Raw genomic sequence first — 16,484 nt, 5'->3', positions numbered from 1 at the left:
AAAGACATGGAAGGCGATATCGCACAAATGGGTCAATTCATCGGCGCAGGCCTGGCTTCTGTTGGCATGGGCGGCGCAGCCGTCGGTGTGGGCAACGTGGCTGGCAGCTATCTGTCCGGCGCGCTGCGCAACCCATCCGCAGCTGCTTCGCAGACTGCAACACTGTTCATCGGCATCGCATTTGCGGAAGCTCTGGGGATCTTCTCGTTCCTCGTAGCCCTTCTGCTGATGTTCGCTGTTTAAGAACCAAGCTATACCATCCTTACGGTCGGGCGGGCCTGAAACGGGCCCGTCCGATGTAAGATCCAAGAATTCAGACACATCTGGGGGCCATCATGGCAACTGAAACCGGTGAAGTAGCGAAAGAAAGCGCGGGCATGCCCCAGCTTGATTTCTCGACCTTTGATAACCAGATCGTCTGGTTGCTGATCACGCTCGTGGTCATTTACTTCGTGCTGTCGCGCGTTGCGCTGCCGCGCATCGGATCGGTTCTGGCAGAGCGTGCCGGCACCATCACCAACGACATTGCTGCCGCCGAAGACCTGAAGCAACAGGCCATCGACGCGGAAGCTGCCTATGAGAAAGCCCTTGTCGACGCACGCGCCGAAGCCGGCCGGATCGTCGGCGAAACCAAAGCTGCCATTCAGGTGGATTTGGACAAGGCCATCGCCAAAGCGGACGCAGAGATTGCGGCACGCGCGGCGGAAGGCGAAAAAGCAATTGCGGCCATCCGTGACAGCGCCGCGACCAGCGCTGCGACTGTGGCCAAGGACATTGCAAAAGACATCGTGTCTGCTGTGGCTCCGGGCAAGATTGACGCCAAGTCGATCACGGCTGCCGTCACCGCTAAGATGAAAGGATAAGAGATGAAGAAACTCCTCGCTCTTACGGCATTGCTGCCCGCACCTGCGCTGGCCGCAAGTGGCCCTTTCTTCTCGCTGCACAACACCAACTTCGTCGTGCTGCTCGCGTTCATCTTGTTCATTGCGGTGCTGTTCTACTTCAAGGTTCCCGGCATGTTGGGCGGTATGCTCGACAAGCGTGCCCAGACCATTCAGGCCGAGCTTGATGAAGCCAAAGCCCTGCGCGAAGAAGCCCAAACATTGCTGGCGTCCTATGAGCGCAAGCAAAAGGAAGTGGCCGAGCAAGCAGACCGTATTGTCGCCGAAGCCAAGCGTGAAGCCGAAGCTGCTGCCACGCAGGCCAAGGAAGATCTGAAGCTGTCGATTGCCCGTCGCCTGAAAGGTGCCGAGGACCAGATCGCTAGCGCTGAAGCCGGTGCTGTACGCGAAATACGTGACCGCGCGATCAACGTCGCCATTGCTGCTGCCGCTGAAGTTGTGGCGTCCAAGACGACTGCTGCGGATCAAAACGGCCTGATCGACGATGCAATTGCGCAGGTTAAAGACAAACTGCACTAAGCGCAGACCGAGATTGTTTAAAAGCCCCGACGCCGTATTGGCCTCGGGGCTTTTTGCTTTTTTGGGGGGCTAGTTGGGTGACAAGCTCTGCGCCAATCGCATCAGTTTCACGGCTTCGGCGCGATAGCCGAATGCGTCATCGCCCTTGTTGGCATTGGCCAGCGCAATGGCATCGGAATACCCCCAGTCGCCAAGTGCCGTGTTGCCGCGTAGCAGTTGCCCGAAGCCCGCGATAGCAGCGCTGAACGCAGCCTCGGAGCCTGCGTCGCGCGTGCCGACCGGCACCACCTCCTCCAGCAGTTTGCTTTGCGTCGCGCCGGGTTCCTTGTAGCGCAGGCGCAAGAAGGCCAGGTCGGAGGTGTTGCCCTCCGCCGCGACGGTGCCAAAGCGCAGCGGGTCGGTCAGCACGGCGTCAGAGCCGACGGGCGTCACCTCGTAGAGGGCGGTCACGGTGTGGCCTGCGCCGATCTCTCCGGCGTCAACTTTGTCGTTGTTGAAATCCTCGCGTTTCAGCGCGCGGGTCTCGTAGCCGATCAACCGGTATTCGGCGACGGTCGCGGGGTTGAACTCCACCTGAATTTTGACGTCTTGAGCGATGGTGAACATCGCGCCGGACAACTGATCCACCAGCACCTTCTGCGCTTCGGCCAGCGTGTCGATATAGGCGGCCTGACCGTTGCCGTTCTGTGCCAGCGTTTGCATTAAGGCGTCGTTTACGTTGCCACGTCCGAAGCCGAACACCGACAGGTAGGTGCCGGATTTACGCTTCTGCTCCACGAAACCTTTCAACTCTGCGTCGGATTGCATCCCGACGTTGAAATCCCCGTCGGTGGCGAGCAGGACGCGGGACACCTCGCCGTCGCGGCTCATCTGGCCTGCCAAGGCATAGGCCGCGCGCAGCCCTTCACCGCCAGCGGTAGAGCCACCTGCGTGCAAGCGCAGTAGCGCGTCTTCAATCTTGCGCCGCTCGGACGCTTTGGTCGGTTCCAGAACCGTGCCAGCGGAGCCCGCATAGGTCACGATCGCCACCTCATCTTCGGGGCGCAGTTGGCCCAGCATCAGGCGGAAACTTTGGACTAACAAGGGCAGCTTGTTCGCGTCCTGCATGGAGCCGGAGGTGTCCAGCAGGAACACCAGATTAAGCGGTGGGCGCTCGGTCACCTGTGCACCTTGGATGGCGATATGCATCAGCTGGGTGTCGGGGTTCCATGGCGTTTCGCTCACCGTCACGGTTTGCTGGAACGGCACGTCGCCCTCGGGGGCGGGGTAGGCGTAGGGGAAGTAATTCACCAACTCCTCGACGCGCACGGATTTGGGGTCGGGCAGCTGGCCGCGCGACAGGCTGGAGCGCAGCCACGCGTAACTGGCGGTGTCCACGTCGATGGAGAAGGTTGAGACCGGCTCCTCGGAGGTGACCTTGAGTGGGTTGGCCGTGGCGTCAGGGAACTGGTCGTTGGATTGGGCGACTTGTGGTTGGGGTAGGCGGTCGCGCATTGAAGAGGCTTGGGATTTGGCCAACCGTTTAGGAGAAGGCGACAGTGGCTCCATTCCTCCGTCTGAATCGCCCATCATTACCGAACCAAAGTCGCCAGAAATGAAGCTAGTTGCGCCGATCTCACTCTGAGCGTCATCAGAACTAAAGTTCTCTCGAGAGAAGATTGCGCCCTCAGCGGGGCCAGAAGGGTCAACTCCTCCAGAAACCTGTTTTGAAGAATTGGACGTTTGGTCACTTCTTAACTGTGCCGTGGAGGCAGGTTGACGAGACTGATCAACTTCAGAGGCAATGGCTTCTGCGACTGGCTCTGTTTTGGCAGTAGGGATGGGCTCTGTACGCATAAGTGGTGTGGTCAACACAACGCCGATGCCCACGATCACCAGCGAGGTGGTCGCCAACATCATCGGCTTCAAATTCGGTTTCATAAACATCTGTCCAAGTCCTTTCAGAAAGCCCGTCCGTTGCGGGCTGGTATCTGTAGGACGTGCGGCGGTGGCCGATCCTTGGAGGTTGGCGAAGTTTTCTTCGGCCACACGTAATGCCGCCTCCTTCGAAGCCTCATCCGGCGCGGGGGTTGCGTCGCGCAGGGCGGCGCGGAGCTTGTCTAGTTCATCTTTAAATTCGGGCATCTATCCGGCCTCCTCTGTGGCCATTTCGCGCAAGTGGCGCTTCACTTCCGACATGCGCCACGCGATTGTTCCTTCTGACAGGCCCATGACTTCGGCGGCTTGGGCTTGGGTCAAATCCTCGCCAAGTGTCAGCGCCACGGTTTCGCGCAGCTCCGCCGGCAAGGCGCGCATCGCATTGGTTAACCAGTCCTGAGCCTGCGCGGCGTCCGCTGCCTCGGCTGCGCGGCGGGTGTAGTCCTGCCCCCAGCCGTCGCGGGCTTTTACGCGCCGTTGCGCCTTGCGGGCGCGGTCGGTGGCGGCGTTCAGCGTGACGCGGTAGAGCCACGTCGTAAATTTGGCGTCCGCGCGGAAGGCGCGTAGCTTGGCGGGTAGGGCGGCGAGGATGTCATGGGTCAGGTCCTCGGCATCGGCTTTATGCCCCGTTAACCGCCATGACAGGCGGAACAACCGGTCGTAGTGACGGCGGACCAGCAGGCCAAAAGCCTCACTGTCCCCGTCGCTGGCGGCTTGCGCCAAGGCCTCGTCGCTGGTTTTCATACGCATAGTGATGGTAGGACGCACGGGCGGCGTCAATCCTTGGAAAAAAGTTGAGAAAAATGACGAAAACCCGACAAGAGCTTGATTTGGAATATGAAAACGGTGGATTTATTCCTGATGCCCAAAGCTATGCAGATGCGTGGGAAGCAGCTTCAGCGGTGTTTCGGGCGGCCCATGCGGGTGAGTATGACGTCGCTTATGGGGAAAATCCGCGAGCGAAGTTTGACTTGATCCGACCTGAGGGCACCCCAAAAGGCCTGTTCGTGTTCGTGCATGGCGGCTACTGGCTTCAGCGGCACAAGGACGACTGGACTTGCTTTGGCGAGGGCGCGTTTCAGGCGGACTGGGCGATTGCGCATCCGGGCTATCCTTTGGCGCCTGAGGCTCGGATCAGCGAGATCACCGCCCATATCGCGCAGGCGATCACGGCGTTGGCGGCAAAAGTCGACGGCCCGATCGTGCTGGCAGGACACTCCGCAGGCGGGCATTTGGTTGCACGTATGGCGATGGCGGGGGTGTTGCCCGACGCGGTGGCGGCGCGGTTGTCTCATGTGCTGTCGATCTCGCCCGTCTCGGACCTGCGCCCGTTGCTGGAGTTGACCATGAACGACACGCTGCGCCTTGATGCGGCAGAGGCCGAGGCGGAAAGCCCCGCCTTGGACAAGCCGCTGGACGTGCCGGTGACGGTCGTGGTCGGATCGCAGGAACGGCCCGCGTTTCTGGATCAGGCGCGCTGGCTGTCGGAGGCATGGGACACAAAGCAGATGGTCCTGCCCGGCCGGCACCATTTTGATGTGATAGACGGGTTGCGGAACGCGGATAGCCCAATGATGAAGGCGGCACTCGGCTAATTTGCCCGCCGCACCCTTTTTCCTATGGCGCGGGGCGGGTTTGGCGTGGCAAACTCTTTAAAACCGCAATTCTTGCCATTATGTAAATGGTAATAACATTTGAACGAGGGGATATTATCTATGGCCAATTTTGACGCGCAAGTCCGTGAAAGCCAAGAGCAAGTAGCTGAAGCGCAAGCGAAAATTGCTGAAATGACAAGCAAGATCGAAAGCGCGCGCGCCAAGATTGAAGCGGGCGACGTGCTGGAATTGGACATCGAGAACGCCTCGCTGGAGGATGTTCACGCGCACACGGCGGCCATGGACGCCAATATCGCCGAGTTGATTATGGGGCTGGACGACGTGACCTCCGGTTTTTCCGAAGACTTTTCCGCCATGCGCGACAAGACGGGCTGGGAAAGCTTTGTCGGTATCTTCTCGCAAGGCAAGTCGGAGAGCCTGCGTCAGGAACGCATGCGCACTGCGTCGATTGACGACAAGCTGCAAGATCTGATTGGCAAATCCGACACCATCGTGGCCTTGCTGCAGGGGCAGTTAGCTGTGCTGAACGAGCAGAAGGAAAAGGTTGAAACCAACTTGACCGCGACCCTTGATGATCGTGAATTTACCGTGGGCGAGTTGGAAACCTTGCGTGCGGAAGTCGTTGCGATGGACCCTGCGATTATCGAGCTAGAGAACAAAATCTCCGTCGAGCAGGACGCTGCCGCACGCACCAAGCTGGAAACCAAGCTGGCCGAGTTGAACACGCTTTATAACGAGAAGGTGCAGGCGGAGCAGGTGAAGCTCGCCAAGTCACAAACTTTGGAGCGCTACATCGAGCAGGGCAAAACCTGGATCGACTCGCTGCAAAACCAGGCGGCGACGCAGATGGTGCTGATCAACAAGCTGGAGACCGACACCAAGCAGCGCGTGGTGCTCTATGATGCGCTGACCAAGTCGTTGAAGACGGCGCAGCAGCAGGACGTGGCGCACAAGATCAATGAGATTGGCGTGAAAACCGACCAAGAGGCGCAATCCGCCATGGCCGGCATTGGTGCCGCCACCAACGCGCGTATGTCCGAGATGATGGAAGCCCACGAGGACCAGATGGTCTTCGCCCGAAAGGTTTTGGAGCAGAAGGCGAAGGCGGATGAGCGCTTCGCGCGACGGTTTGAGAAGATCGTCGAGAAGCACGACAAGAATTTGTATGGGGCTTGATGTTTTGGTTCGTAGTTTATTCTCCGGACCTGTACTGGCCGGGCTGCTCGCACTTGGCACGATGTCTTCCGCTTTTGCGCTAGAGGTGAGCAAGGGAGGGGTACTTGACTGCAGTGCACTGATTCATCTGTACGTCGGTGAAGTCGAAAATCTGAATGGGGGCCTGACTGCGGTCCATGTCCAGATGTTCGAGAACGCTCGCCGCGTGGCAGGGCATCTACCATTCGCTCCAAGCGCGCTGCGAACTTGTAAGGTATCGAAAGTTCCAGAAGCGGTTGATTTTGATCCGGTACGTTTCGATGAAGGCGTATCTACCTGGCGGGCGGAAGAAGGCGGCGTCTTTACCGTTTCACCGAAAAAAGTGCGCCAAATGATCAGGGAGATGACTGGTGGATAAATTCTATATGGCGATATGACTGAAGACCTCAACCTCACCGCCGACCATTCCGGCTTGACCGATGACCTTGCCGCACGGCGGTATTTCTCCAAGTTCGAGCGGATCACCGGCCATCTGGCCCGCGTGGCGGCCGAGATGGAGGTGGAGCGGACGTTCTCCAAATCCGATGTTGGCATCATCTCGGAATATGTGGCGCGGATTGCGCAGACGTTTCGGGCGCTCAGCCACAAGTATTTGCTGACGGGGCGCGATACCGGCGTGTTCTTCGGCTCGCTGTCGATTGACCGCCACGAGAGCGGGTTTCCCGTGTTCGCGGAACTGATGAAGATGGCCAATGACGCGCAGCAGGCCAAGGCGCATCTGTCGGGAATGCGCTCGGTCGAGGAGTTGAAAGACGAGATGGTGCGCCAGATCGTGGGAGACCTGACCGTGCCGACCAAGCTGCAATACGCCATGTCGCAGCGGCTGTATTACGAGGCGCTGGCCAAAGGCGGTTTGTTCTGGGCGACCAATGATCCGCAGGCGCTGTGGACGGGTAACACGGACGACCGACGCAGTTACCTGTTGCATTGGGCGGTCTATGACAGCCAGCAAAATGTGCCGACGATCTATATGATGGATGTTGAGGACACGGGCGAGGTGGCCCTGCCCAAAGACGCGCGGCGCTGGCCGTCTGCACAGGCACATCTGACGGCGCAAGGCTCGGCTGGGTTGAAGCTGTTGACGATTGCCCAAGGGTTTGACCGCGACTTTGATGACCTGCACCCCAAGCGGCTGCGGCGCATCCATGTGGGGCCGATGTATTCGTCGGCCTTCACCCAGCAGTCCGGCCCGATCCGCGAGGTGCTGGAAGAGGCGCAAGGCCCTGTGGGTGAGGACTGGACGCTGGCGTGGACGGTCGAGGACCTGCATTCCGAGCGCACGGAGATGGAGAAGAAGGGCTGGTTCGGCTCGGTCGAGCGCGAGATTTTCAAGCTCGACCCGTTTGGTGGGCGCGGGGCGGAGACGGGGACGACGAGCATCGAACGCTCGATCATTTTGCCACAACGCCCGTTTCAGGTGCTGGCCGAGAAGAACCCCGCCGGATTTCATGACGTGCGCAAGTTCGTTGTTAGCCCTGCGGGGCGTGTAGTTTCTTACAGATAGGTCGGGGGTTTACCCGCCAACGGAGATAGAATGAGCCAATCAGCCGATTTGATGGAATTGACCGAAGACGACATCCGCAAGCATTACGCGGCGGCGGTGGCGATGCTGGAAGGCGTGGACCACACGCCGCGCATCGCAAAGGCGAAAGAGGCCCCGCAGGCGGAGAAATCCGCAGGGCTGGGGACGCGCCGCCGGTTCCGGTCGACCACGCCGGGTCTGGTGACCCGCTCCACCGCGCGGCCCGAGGGCGTGCGTTTGATCGAGCGCGTTGAAGGCGTGGGCGAGGATGTGTTGCCGTCTGCCGTTCAGGCCAGCGTGCTGCGCGGCATCCGCCGCGCCTTGGCGATTGCCTTGGCGGCGGGGGAGGCGTTTTCGGAAGCCACCGGATTGGCGGAGTTGAAGAAGGAGAACCTTGCCGGTCGCGTCGCGGAAGCGCGTCGCGCGGAGTTTGGCGAATTGCTGGCGGCGGAAGCGCTGGCGGTGCTGTTCACTTTCGCCAATGCCACGTCGTTCCTGTTGGCCTCGCAGGCCAGCGAGGCATCGGTAGAGATCGGCGCGGTCGAGGAAATCCTGTCAGACAACGCGCAACTGGCCCTGCACGGCGCGTTGTGGGAGCTGGACCAAGACCTGACCCTGTTCGCCAGCGACGACGCCAAGCTGGTCGCGACCGTGCTGGCCTATGCCGAGCAGGTGATGGAAAAGGTCGCCTTGCGCGCCCAGAACACGCCGCGACTGGCGGCATTCAACTCGGCCTCCTACCGCGTCGAGGCGGACAATCTGACGATCAACGGCTTCACGCCCGCCCACGCGGCCAAGGGCACCAAGCTGACGATGACCTTCAAGAAACCGAACGAGGTCGTCGGCAACCACATCGCCAAATACCAGTCGATGAAATTGGCCAAAATGCTGATGGCCTATGATTTCGACCGCAAGCTGAACCCGTTTGCGGAGCTTGGCGGCTTCATCTTCACCTTTATGGGCGACGGCGCGCCGGGGACGGGGAAAACCACGCTGATCCAGATGATGGCGGGGCTGGTTTCAGGCTATTGCGAGACGGCGGGCTATCCGTTCCGCTACCAGAACCTCTCGACCGACAATATCGACAGCTATCAGGGCAAATCCGGCCAGAACGCCAAGGCGTTTATCAACAATGTGATCGACCCGAATGTGATCGGGTTTGGCACTATTGACGACATTGACCAGTTGGCGGGCAAGCGCGGTGACCGGCAGTCGAGCGCGGGCCAGTTGGAGATCACCGCCGTGCTGATGGAAAGTTTCGCAGGGGCCAACACCGTGGTGCGCGGGAATTGCACGTTTGGGATGTTCTCGAACTACCCCGAAAATGTCGACGACGCCCTGCGCCAGCGTGCGGGCGCTCGGTTCCTTGTGGACGGGCCGATCACGCGGGACGACTATATCGACATTCTGGCGCTGCTGATGGGCAAGAACCACGACATCCCCTTGGGGGACCACACGGTCTTCGCCGCGCAAGAGATCAAGAAAGCCGTCGCCGCGTCGTTCGAGGGACACTCGAAGCCGCATGAGGACGGGCTGCTCAGGGTCTATGAGCGGGTGTCGAAAGACATCGGTAGCTTGGACACGATTGCCAAGCTGGGGACGTATCTCAAGGGCATCCAGGAGGCCGACCACCGCTTCACCGGCCGCGCGATCAAGAATATCACCGACGCCGTGAAGGTGCGGGCGATGGACTTCGAGCTGCCGGACGAATGGATGGAGGAGCCGGACCTGTTCCTGTTCAAACCCTATGATGAGAAGAAGGGTATGATCGAGGAGCTACGCCAGCCGATCACGGTCGACATGGTGATCCAGGAAATCAACCGCTACGCCGACAGCGAGTTCCGCTATGCGGATAAGTCCGATGAGGTGGCGATTGCCAATATGGTGCGGGAGTTTGGTTTGAGCGAAGAGGCGAAGCGGCGGTATTTGGAGAGTAAGGGGTGAGTAACGACTTCACGGGAGTTTTTCTTGGAGTGGTCCCCATAATTTCTGGGTTTCTTGGTGGGTACCTCTCAAGGCTGGTCGTTCTGGAACCGGATGAACGCAACGTGCGATTGCTCATTGGCGGGTTTTTTTCTGGCGTTTGTTGCACGGTCATTTTCTTCTTCGCTACTGTTTACATAGTGTTGACGGGCCACTTTCCTGCAGAGAACTCTTGGGTAACAGTTTTCTTCGGGCTTCCGGTTGCACTCTATTTGAGTGCAGCATTTGCAATTCCTGTCGGAGTGATTTGGCTGCCGGTGGGAGTAATAACTAGTCTAGCTTGCTTGCCGGACATGGAAGCGGTCGACGCCGAAAAGGCTTTGAATGACTGACACCAATCCAATCAACTCCATCGCTGCGCTTGCCACAATGACCATCCTCTCGGCGGCCATTGCGGCAGGGTTTACCCCGCAGAACATGGGGCTGTTCGGCTTAACCCCACCGGATTTCTCGGATCCCGATGCAATAGGTCTCGAGGTGTCGCTGGGCCTGTCTGCCTTCACCGCTTGGGCCAGCGTAATGTTGCTGATTCCTGCGTATGTGGCCGTGTGGTTTCGCAATCGCTCCGCTCGCGCGTGGCAGGCTTGGATGGCCTTTTGGCCGATTGACCTATGGCTCGCCCGCCGACCCGAAACCACGCCTGTCATAGTTCAATGCGTGGTGCTCCATATCGGGGCGCTTGTCTTGCTCTTCGGCGGCTCTGCCTTCAAAGGTGAACTGGGGGCGATCCGTTCCATCGGCTATGCGCTGTTGGTTGCGCCCCTCGTCGGGCTAGCAAAGTGGGTAATATCCCGCCGGGCGTCCGAGTGATCTGGCTGGCCATCACAACATGGATTGCTCCGGTGTTGATCGCCGGTGCCACTGGCTATTGGCATGGTCGCCGTCCTGCGCATTCGCTTCGCGAATTTGCCATTGATGCTGGATACATGGCGATGCTGGCGACCCCGCTGGTGTTCGTATTCCACATGATCTGGCTGCGCGCGATTATGGAGGCGGATGGTGGGGTGCAAGCGCTTGGGTATTGGTCGCTGTATTGGACTGGCCTCACTGCGATAACCTGGGCGCCGTTCATGCTGATCTGTTATATCGTACGCTCAAAACGGAGTGCAGCGTGATCAAGTTAGTGATCCCCATCCTCGTCGCCCCCATCCTGCTGGCATGGGCGGTCACCGCCTACCTGTTCGGCGCACTCACCCCCACTGGGGCGAATTACGCGGGGCATACGGAGGGGTTCGGAGAGATGTTCCTGAGCTTGTCGATCATGTTCTGCATCGCCATATGGGTAGGGGCGCTGTTTAGTTATTTGTTAATCTATCGCCGCGGCGATGGGACGGAGGGTCCAGACACATGATGCGTTTGATCGAAAAAGGCCTGATGTACGGCAATCTGTTCCACGTGAGCGGGCAAGCGATGGCGGACCGCTACAACCGAGCGCTCAAGCATCTGACGGGCAAGGAGACCACGCTGACGGATTTCCACGTCGATATCTCGGGCTATGCGCCGGAGGTCGGCGAAGAGTTGGACGATCATCTGTATCTGAACCCACAGGGGTGTAATCGGCAGTTCATCTTGCTTTCGACAGAGCAGAAAACTGCGCCTTTACTTGAGACAAAGTTTTCGACCTCGCGCGGGATACTTCGGCAGTTCATCGAGGCCAATGAAGCACAGCTGTTTGCCCTGACCGCACGGGATGCGATTGCGGGGGAATTGGTGAACTCGGTCTACAGCGTGACGAAGGCCGCGCATTTGTTCGATATCCGCAAAATCCGCGTTGAGGCTGACACCACGTCGGGCGTTGTTGCAGACGCTGGCAAGCTCGACGATATGATCACCGAATTTCGTACTCGTGATGACGCGTGGTGGGACGATGTGTTGATCGCGGACATGATCACACTGGCCCATAAGACTGGTGACGTGACACGAGTGCCGATCAAGCTGGGCCATGCGGAGTATGAGCAGGGCAACTTCTGGACCGCGCATTTTGGCGGTCTCTACGCCTTCCGTGAGGTGGAAAAGCCCGCGGTGATTTCAACCTCGGATGAGGATTTAGGTAAGCTGCCAGTGGGCAAGGGTGCGGCGGCCATTGGGCTGTCTGATCGTACCAAGATCGCTAAGTTTTTGGATGCCAATGATTTGGTAGAACCGATTGTAAAGGCGCGTGGCGTCGATGCTGTCGCGATCCTTCGTCAGAAACTAGATTTCATCATCGTAGATGTGGCGGCAACAATGGAAGCAGATTTGAGCAAGTTCCGTCGGAAGGATCTACGCGCATTGGGGCGCCGATTTTCAGACCTTTTGCCACCCGAGTTTCATACGCTCGCCAAGCTGTTGCGCTGGGCTGAGGGCGGCGGGGCGTGGCCTCGGATTTCGTCGAATGATCCAGCCTATTTCTACACATTGCGTGCCAAGCCCCACGCGGACCGCGACTTGGTGAACATGTTGTTGTCCGAGCTATCACTTTTGGATGTGCGCCAGCTGTTTATCTGCCACAAGGAGTTATTCTACGCCCGCTATAGAACTTGGCCTGACCAGAAGAAGGCTTTTGTGGCAGATTTCCTCGCAAGGGAGTATCAGATCGACAAAGCTGGAGCGCGCGAGGCCTTGTTTGGTGGTGGCGACGCGCCTATGGAGGAGCCGCTCCAATCCGAACCGCGCGACGTTGTTGCTAAGGTCGGGCCATGGGGCGCAGTGAGGAGAACGCGATGATTTTTGCGGTACTACGTCTGGGGGCGATGGCGTTCATCGTAATGCTTATCGTCTATTTTGTCTTGTCGGCATGGTCGCGTTCAGTGCGGCGCGGCAAGCTGGCCGAGGAATGGGACGAAGAAATCCGCACAGGCGACCGTGAAGCGTTCATCGAGACGGGGCTTGCGGACTATGACGGCTCGTTGCGGCGGAAACTGATTTTGGGTGTCTTCGTGGTGCCATACCTCGTGATCGGCGTGCTGGTCTACGTGGTCAACTTTCAATAAGGAGCCTTGGCTGATGTTGCGTTGGGTCAAATACACAATCGTCGTGCTGTTCTGGCTGCTGGTGGCCACAGTGCTGCATTACACGCTGCCTCAGCGCGACATTGTGCGGGTGGTTGGCACGTTCGAGCAACGGATCGACTATGGCGAGAACTCGTGGTTCTGGGCCTCCGGCGACTCCGGCAGCGACGTGAGCGGCACCAACCGCGACGTGCTGTTCATCCAGACGATCCGTCAAAATGGCAAACCGATGGTTTACCGCAATGAGGATACAAGCTGGGGCTGGCCGCCCTATTTCAAGTTCGACACCAAGAACTTGCAAACCGAGGCGGCGGACCTGATCTCGACCAAGGCGGATCCGCAATGGGCCGTGCTGACACATTACGGCTGGCGCAATGAGTTCTATAGCATTTTTCCAAACGCGGTTGGCATTCGGCCAACAGATAATCCTGATGCAACTCTGATCCCTTGGTTGAATATCATCATTTTGGTCATCCTTGCGGGGATTTGCCTTGGCCTATTCCGAATGTCTCAGTGGTTCAAAAGGTCAAAAATTGATCCCATTACGGATAGCGTAAGTGAGACTTGGGAAGCAGTGGATGACTATGCCGACGATCAACGCTCTGGCTTCCGCGCATGGCTTGACACTTGGAAGGGTAAACCCCGTAGATAGGTCGGAGCCACACGTTACGGGGAACCTTTGTTGTATTCTCCCTCTGTGTTGCACGTGCCAAAACACTACCCGTTAGCGACAGAGCGCGACCTAGATCGCGCCTGAACAATAGGGAAGTGGTCAATGAATAAATATGTAGCTGAAGCCTTCGGCACGTTTGTGTTGGTTTTCTTCGGTGTCGGTTCTGCCGTTCTGGCAGGAGGAGATATCGGATTCACCGGGATTAGTTTCGCGTTCGGTATCTCGGTAATCGCGATGGCGTATTCGATTGGTCAGGTTTCCGGTGCGCATCTTAATCCGGCAGTCTCCATGGGCGCTTTGGTTGCTGGGCGGATAGATATGAAAGATTTCATCGGCTACAGCGTGTCGCAAACTATCGGCGCAATAGTAGCCGCTGCCTTTATTTATATCATCGCAACCGGCAAGACCGCTGGCTACGATGTTGCAGCGAGCGGCTTGGGGCAGAACGGGTGGGGTGCAGACTACCTTGGTGGCTTCGGCATGATGGCCGCATTTACCTTTGAAGTTGTCGCCACGGCTGTATTCTTGGTCGTTATCCTTGGCGTTACTGCCGAGACTGGCAATTCCGCGATGGCGGGCCTCGTCATTGGTTTGACCTTGGTCATGATCCATCTGATCGGCATCCCTGTGACGGGGACGTCCGTGAACCCAGCCCGTTCTATCGGACCTGCATTGTTCGCTGGCCCAACGGCGCTGTCTCAACTTTGGCTGTTCATCGTCGCACCACTTCTTGGCGGTGCACTGGGCGGATTCCTACACAAAGCGCGCATAACCTCGCCATAAGTTAATACACCACTGCGTAGATGCGCCTCGGCAAGCAATTGCCGAGGCGTTTTTCGCTGACCTATTCGCCGTATGGAATCCAGATGTTTTTGACCTCTGTCGCGGCTTCTAGCATTGCCTTGGGTGTGCTTGGCGCGGGGGCTACCAATGTACGCTTAATGTTGCCGGCAGAGCCCGCTTCAATCGCAGCGGCATGGCTTGGGTCCGAGAAGCTCCAGACCGCGTCAATGTCCATATGCGCACCCATGTGAGACGCCACATCGGCATGATGTCCCGTCAGGATGTTCACAACACCGGCAGGAACATCTGAGGTCTCAAGGACTTGAATGAAGTCAGTGGCCACTAGTGGAAAGGCTTCGGATGCCAAGGTGATCACACGGTTACCCATGGCGATGGCTGGGGCCATGACTTCGACCAGACCCGCCAAGGGACGCGGGTCGCACAGGGCGGCGATAACGCCCACCGGCTCCTTCATTGCCAAGGCCACACCACGGATTGGAACGCCGTGCACTTGCCCGTCGTATTTGTCGGCCCACGCGGCATAGGTGAACAGCGTCTGGATCGCGCTCTCAATCTCATCCTTGCCTTGCTTTCCGGTCATCGCTTTTATGCGGTCGGCAAATTCTGCGCTGCGTGCGGCGAGGTTTTCTGCAAGATAATACAGAATTTGCGCGCGCAAGTGGCCGGTGGTTTTGCCCCAACCTTTGGCTTTGTGCGCGGCTTCCACGGCGTTGCGCAGGTCCTTGCGGTTGGCCAGCGAGACCTCGCCCAAGGCATCTCCTTTGGGGCCGTAAACCACACGGGAATAGCCCCCATCGGGTCGTGACTGCTTGCCGCCGATATAGAGCTTCGCAGTGCGGTCGATCGGGTCTGACAGGCCGCCTTTACCCTCAAATGCGGTGACAGGTTTTGCGGGTTTGGGGGCGTCTTTGACCTTGGTATAGCCGGACAGACCCTCCCAGCCCCCTTCGCGGCCAAAGCCGCTCTCGCGCACGCCACCAAAGCCGGCAGCGGCGTCCATCAGGTTGGTGGAGTTCACCCAGACGATACCCGCAACGAGCTGCGGTGCGATGTCGAGCGCCAGATTTATGTTTTCAGTCCAGACAGTTGCGGCCAACCCGTAGCGGGTGTCGTTGGCCATAGCGACGGCCTCGGCAGGGGTGCGGAAGGTGGTGGAGACCAACACGGGGCCGAAGATTTCTTCCTGCATGAGTTTGGAGGAAGTGGTCAGGCCGGTGATCAGGGTCGGCGGGTAGAAGCAGCCTTCGGGGGCGCTGGTTTGATAGGTTTCGCCCTCGTCATTGCTGGCAACCATATCCGCGATGGTGGCGCGCTGGATCGGGTCGACGATGGCGCCGACGTCGATGCATTTGTCCAGTGGGTCGCCGATGCGCAGCCCGTCCATGCGGGACTTGAGTTTGCGGTAGAAACTGTCAGCGATACCCTCCTGCACCAGCAGACGCGAACCTGCACAGCAGACCTGACCTTGGTTGAACCAGATGGCGTCGACCAGACCCTCGACCGCGCTGTCCAGATCGGCGTCGTCGAAGACGATGTAGGGGGACTTGCCGCCAAGCTCTAGAGATAGCGCTTTACCGGAGCCTGCGGTGGCCTTGCGGATGATGCGACCCACCTCGGTGGAGCCTGTGAAGGCCAATTTGTCGACATCTGATGCGGTGATCATTTCGCCCACTGCGCCGTCACCCGTCACGATGTTCACGACGCCTTTCGGCAGGCCCACCTGATCGCAAATCTCTGCAAAGAGCAGCGCTGTTAGCGAGGTGTATTCGGCTGGCTTCAGCACCACGGTGTTGCCCATCGCCAAGGCGGGGGCGATTTTCCACGACAACATGAGAAGGGGGAAATTCCACGGGATGATCTGGCCGCATACACCCAACGCTCCGCGATCGGGGAGTTCATCTTCCATCAGTTGGGCGAAACCTGCGTGGTGGTAGAAATGGCGTTGGGCGAGCGGCACGTCTATGTCGCGGGACTCGCGGATGGGTTTGCCGTTGTCGAGGGTCTCCAGCACGGCGAACAGCCGCGAGTGTTTCTGCAAGGCACGGGCCAACGCGTAGAGGTATTTTGCGCGGGTGTGGCCGGACTTTGCCCATGATTTCTGCGCCTTACGGGCCGCGCTCACGGCAGCATCCACATCGTCTTGACGGGCTTGCGACAGGCTTGCCAGCACCTCGCCATTGGCGGGATTCTTGGAGGTGAAGTCCTGCGTGGGCGCGGTGAAAGTGCCGTCAATGAAATGACCGAACTGGCGGTCCTTGCTGTCGAGCCATGCCATCGCCTCGGCAGCGCTTTCGGGGGCGGGGCCATAGTCCATCGTCTCTAGAATGTTTTTTACGGTCATGT

The 16,484-nt window shown here is 58.7% G+C and carries 19 protein-coding genes; 16 read left to right on the top strand and 3 right to left on the bottom strand.

Going from position 1 to position 16,484, the window contains the following annotated elements:
* Positions 1 to 6: 6 nt before the first annotated feature.
* The 3 genes from BCF46_RS04480 (at position 7) to BCF46_RS04470 (ending at position 1,421) form a co-directional block, all read left to right on the top strand.
* Positions 7 to 243, top strand: a complete 237-nt coding sequence (locus tag BCF46_RS04480) for a F0F1 ATP synthase subunit C (RefSeq protein ID WP_073142444.1) — start codon at positions 7 to 9, stop codon at positions 241 to 243.
* 92 nt (positions 244 to 335) lie between these two features.
* Positions 336 to 863, top strand: a complete 528-nt coding sequence (locus tag BCF46_RS04475) for a F0F1 ATP synthase subunit B' (protein ID WP_121022092.1) — start codon at positions 336 to 338, stop codon at positions 861 to 863.
* A 3-nt stretch (positions 864 to 866) separates the two neighbouring features.
* Positions 867 to 1,421 carry a F0F1 ATP synthase subunit B gene (locus BCF46_RS04470; RefSeq protein WP_121022090.1) on the top strand — a complete coding sequence of 185 codons (555 nt, stop codon included), beginning with the start codon at positions 867 to 869 and terminating at the stop codon, positions 1,419 to 1,421.
* A 69-nt stretch (positions 1,422 to 1,490) separates the two neighbouring features.
* Here the strand turns inward: BCF46_RS04470 and BCF46_RS04465 are convergent, their stop codons facing one another.
* Positions 1,491 to 3,545, bottom strand: coding sequence for a vWA domain-containing protein (locus BCF46_RS04465; RefSeq protein ID WP_121022088.1), 2,055 nt, complete (start codon positions 3,543 to 3,545; stop codon positions 1,491 to 1,493).
* On the bottom strand, positions 3,546 to 4,082 hold the full coding sequence (locus tag BCF46_RS04460) for an RNA polymerase sigma factor (protein WP_121022086.1): 537 nt from the start codon (positions 4,080 to 4,082) through the stop codon (positions 3,546 to 3,548). It lies immediately after the preceding gene.
* A gap of 59 nt (positions 4,083 to 4,141) precedes the next feature.
* On the opposite strand from BCF46_RS04460, the gene BCF46_RS04455 reads away from it, so the two are divergent.
* The 13 genes from BCF46_RS04455 to aqpZ all read left to right on the top strand — a co-directional run bounded on the left by BCF46_RS04455 (position 4,142) and on the right by aqpZ (position 14,120).
* Entirely contained in the window at positions 4,142 to 4,933 is a 792-nt protein-coding gene (locus BCF46_RS04455; RefSeq protein ID WP_121022084.1) for an alpha/beta hydrolase, read from the top strand.
* A gap of 120 nt (positions 4,934 to 5,053) precedes the next feature.
* The gene (locus tag BCF46_RS04450; RefSeq protein WP_121022082.1) at positions 5,054 to 6,130 is read left to right on the top strand and encodes a coiled-coil domain-containing protein; all 1,077 of its coding nucleotides are present in this window, start codon (positions 5,054 to 5,056) and stop codon (positions 6,128 to 6,130) included.
* On the top strand, positions 6,120 to 6,527 hold the full coding sequence (locus BCF46_RS04445; RefSeq protein ID WP_121022080.1) for a hypothetical protein: 408 nt from the start codon (positions 6,120 to 6,122) through the stop codon (positions 6,525 to 6,527). The genes BCF46_RS04450 and BCF46_RS04445 overlap by 11 nt, the downstream gene beginning before the upstream one ends.
* A 15-nt stretch (positions 6,528 to 6,542) precedes the next feature.
* A complete protein-coding gene (locus BCF46_RS04440; protein ID WP_121022078.1) occupies positions 6,543 to 7,673 on the top strand; it encodes a hypothetical protein in 1,131 nt (376 codons plus the stop codon).
* Between the two features lie 30 nt (positions 7,674 to 7,703).
* Positions 7,704 to 9,635, top strand: coding sequence for an ATP-binding protein (locus BCF46_RS04435; protein WP_121022076.1), 1,932 nt, complete (start codon positions 7,704 to 7,706; stop codon positions 9,633 to 9,635).
* Positions 9,632 to 10,006, top strand: a complete 375-nt coding sequence (locus BCF46_RS04430; RefSeq protein WP_121022074.1) for a hypothetical protein — start codon at positions 9,632 to 9,634, stop codon at positions 10,004 to 10,006. The genes BCF46_RS04435 and BCF46_RS04430 overlap by 4 nt, the downstream gene beginning before the upstream one ends.
* Positions 9,999 to 10,484 (top strand): hypothetical protein, encoded by a 486-nt coding sequence (locus BCF46_RS04425; RefSeq protein ID WP_121022072.1) that lies wholly within the window; start codon positions 9,999 to 10,001, stop codon positions 10,482 to 10,484. Before BCF46_RS04430 ends, BCF46_RS04425 begins: the two co-directional genes overlap by 8 nt.
* Positions 10,454 to 10,789, top strand: coding sequence for a hypothetical protein (locus BCF46_RS04420; RefSeq protein WP_147435944.1), 336 nt, complete (start codon positions 10,454 to 10,456; stop codon positions 10,787 to 10,789). The genes BCF46_RS04425 and BCF46_RS04420 overlap by 31 nt, the downstream gene beginning before the upstream one ends.
* Positions 10,786 to 11,025: a hypothetical protein gene (locus BCF46_RS04415; RefSeq protein WP_121022068.1), complete on the top strand. Its 240-nt coding sequence runs from the start codon at positions 10,786 to 10,788 to the stop codon at positions 11,023 to 11,025. The genes BCF46_RS04420 and BCF46_RS04415 overlap by 4 nt, the downstream gene beginning before the upstream one ends.
* Positions 11,022 to 12,380, top strand: coding sequence for a DUF6638 family protein (locus BCF46_RS04410; protein ID WP_121022066.1), 1,359 nt, complete (start codon positions 11,022 to 11,024; stop codon positions 12,378 to 12,380). Before BCF46_RS04415 ends, BCF46_RS04410 begins: the two co-directional genes overlap by 4 nt.
* Positions 12,377 to 12,646: a hypothetical protein gene (locus BCF46_RS04405; RefSeq protein ID WP_342768410.1), complete on the top strand. Its 270-nt coding sequence runs from the start codon at positions 12,377 to 12,379 to the stop codon at positions 12,644 to 12,646. Before BCF46_RS04410 ends, BCF46_RS04405 begins: the two co-directional genes overlap by 4 nt.
* Before the next feature lie 13 nt (positions 12,647 to 12,659).
* Complete coding sequence (locus BCF46_RS04400; protein WP_425454404.1) at positions 12,660 to 13,316, top strand: DUF1523 family protein; 657 nt, start codon at positions 12,660 to 12,662, stop codon at positions 13,314 to 13,316.
* 123 nt (positions 13,317 to 13,439) lie between these two features.
* Complete coding sequence (aqpZ, locus tag BCF46_RS04395) at positions 13,440 to 14,120, top strand: aquaporin Z (RefSeq protein ID WP_121022064.1); 681 nt, start codon at positions 13,440 to 13,442, stop codon at positions 14,118 to 14,120.
* A 61-nt stretch (positions 14,121 to 14,181) separates the two neighbouring features.
* On the opposite strand, the gene BCF46_RS04390 is transcribed toward aqpZ, so the two are convergent.
* Positions 14,182 to 16,482: an aldehyde dehydrogenase family protein gene (locus tag BCF46_RS04390; protein ID WP_121022062.1), complete on the bottom strand. Its 2,301-nt coding sequence runs from the start codon at positions 16,480 to 16,482 to the stop codon at positions 14,182 to 14,184.
* Between the last annotated feature and the right edge of the window lie 2 nt (positions 16,483 to 16,484).

The organism is Litoreibacter meonggei, assembly GCF_003663885.1.
Taxonomy (GTDB): domain Bacteria; phylum Pseudomonadota; class Alphaproteobacteria; order Rhodobacterales; family Rhodobacteraceae; genus Litoreibacter; species Litoreibacter meonggei.
The sequence above is the reverse complement of the archived record's forward strand: the minus strand, read 5'-3'. Positions and strand labels throughout refer to the sequence as shown.

Bases quoted from the DNA above. Each gene is read 5' to 3' on its own strand.
- BCF46_RS04480 (WP_073142444.1), top strand. From the start codon at position 7: ATGGAAGGCGATATCGCACAAATGGGTCAATTCATCGGCGCAGGCCTG.
- BCF46_RS04475 (WP_121022092.1), top strand. From the start codon at position 336: ATGGCAACTGAAACCGGTGAAGTAGCGAAAGAAAGCGCGGGCATGCCC.
- BCF46_RS04470 (WP_121022090.1), top strand. From the start codon at position 867: ATGAAGAAACTCCTCGCTCTTACGGCATTGCTGCCCGCACCTGCGCTG.
- BCF46_RS04465 (WP_121022088.1), bottom strand. From the start codon at position 3,545: ATGCCCGAATTTAAAGATGAACTAGACAAGCTCCGCGCCGCCCTGCGC.
- BCF46_RS04460 (WP_121022086.1), bottom strand. From the start codon at position 4,082: ATGAAAACCAGCGACGAGGCCTTGGCGCAAGCCGCCAGCGACGGGGAC.
- BCF46_RS04455 (WP_121022084.1), top strand. From the start codon at position 4,142: ATGACGAAAACCCGACAAGAGCTTGATTTGGAATATGAAAACGGTGGA.
- BCF46_RS04450 (WP_121022082.1), top strand. From the start codon at position 5,054: ATGGCCAATTTTGACGCGCAAGTCCGTGAAAGCCAAGAGCAAGTAGCT.
- BCF46_RS04445 (WP_121022080.1), top strand. From the start codon at position 6,120: ATGGGGCTTGATGTTTTGGTTCGTAGTTTATTCTCCGGACCTGTACTG.
- BCF46_RS04440 (WP_121022078.1), top strand. From the start codon at position 6,543: ATGACTGAAGACCTCAACCTCACCGCCGACCATTCCGGCTTGACCGAT.
- BCF46_RS04435 (WP_121022076.1), top strand. From the start codon at position 7,704: ATGAGCCAATCAGCCGATTTGATGGAATTGACCGAAGACGACATCCGC.
- BCF46_RS04425 (WP_121022072.1), top strand. From the start codon at position 9,999: ATGACTGACACCAATCCAATCAACTCCATCGCTGCGCTTGCCACAATG.
- BCF46_RS04410 (WP_121022066.1), top strand. From the start codon at position 11,022: ATGATGCGTTTGATCGAAAAAGGCCTGATGTACGGCAATCTGTTCCAC.
- BCF46_RS04405 (WP_342768410.1), top strand. From the start codon at position 12,377: ATGATTTTTGCGGTACTACGTCTGGGGGCGATGGCGTTCATCGTAATG.
- BCF46_RS04400 (WP_425454404.1), top strand. From the start codon at position 12,660: ATGTTGCGTTGGGTCAAATACACAATCGTCGTGCTGTTCTGGCTGCTG.
- aqpZ (WP_121022064.1), top strand. From the start codon at position 13,440: ATGAATAAATATGTAGCTGAAGCCTTCGGCACGTTTGTGTTGGTTTTC.
- BCF46_RS04390 (WP_121022062.1), bottom strand. From the start codon at position 16,482: ATGACCGTAAAAAACATTCTAGAGACGATGGACTATGGCCCCGCCCCC.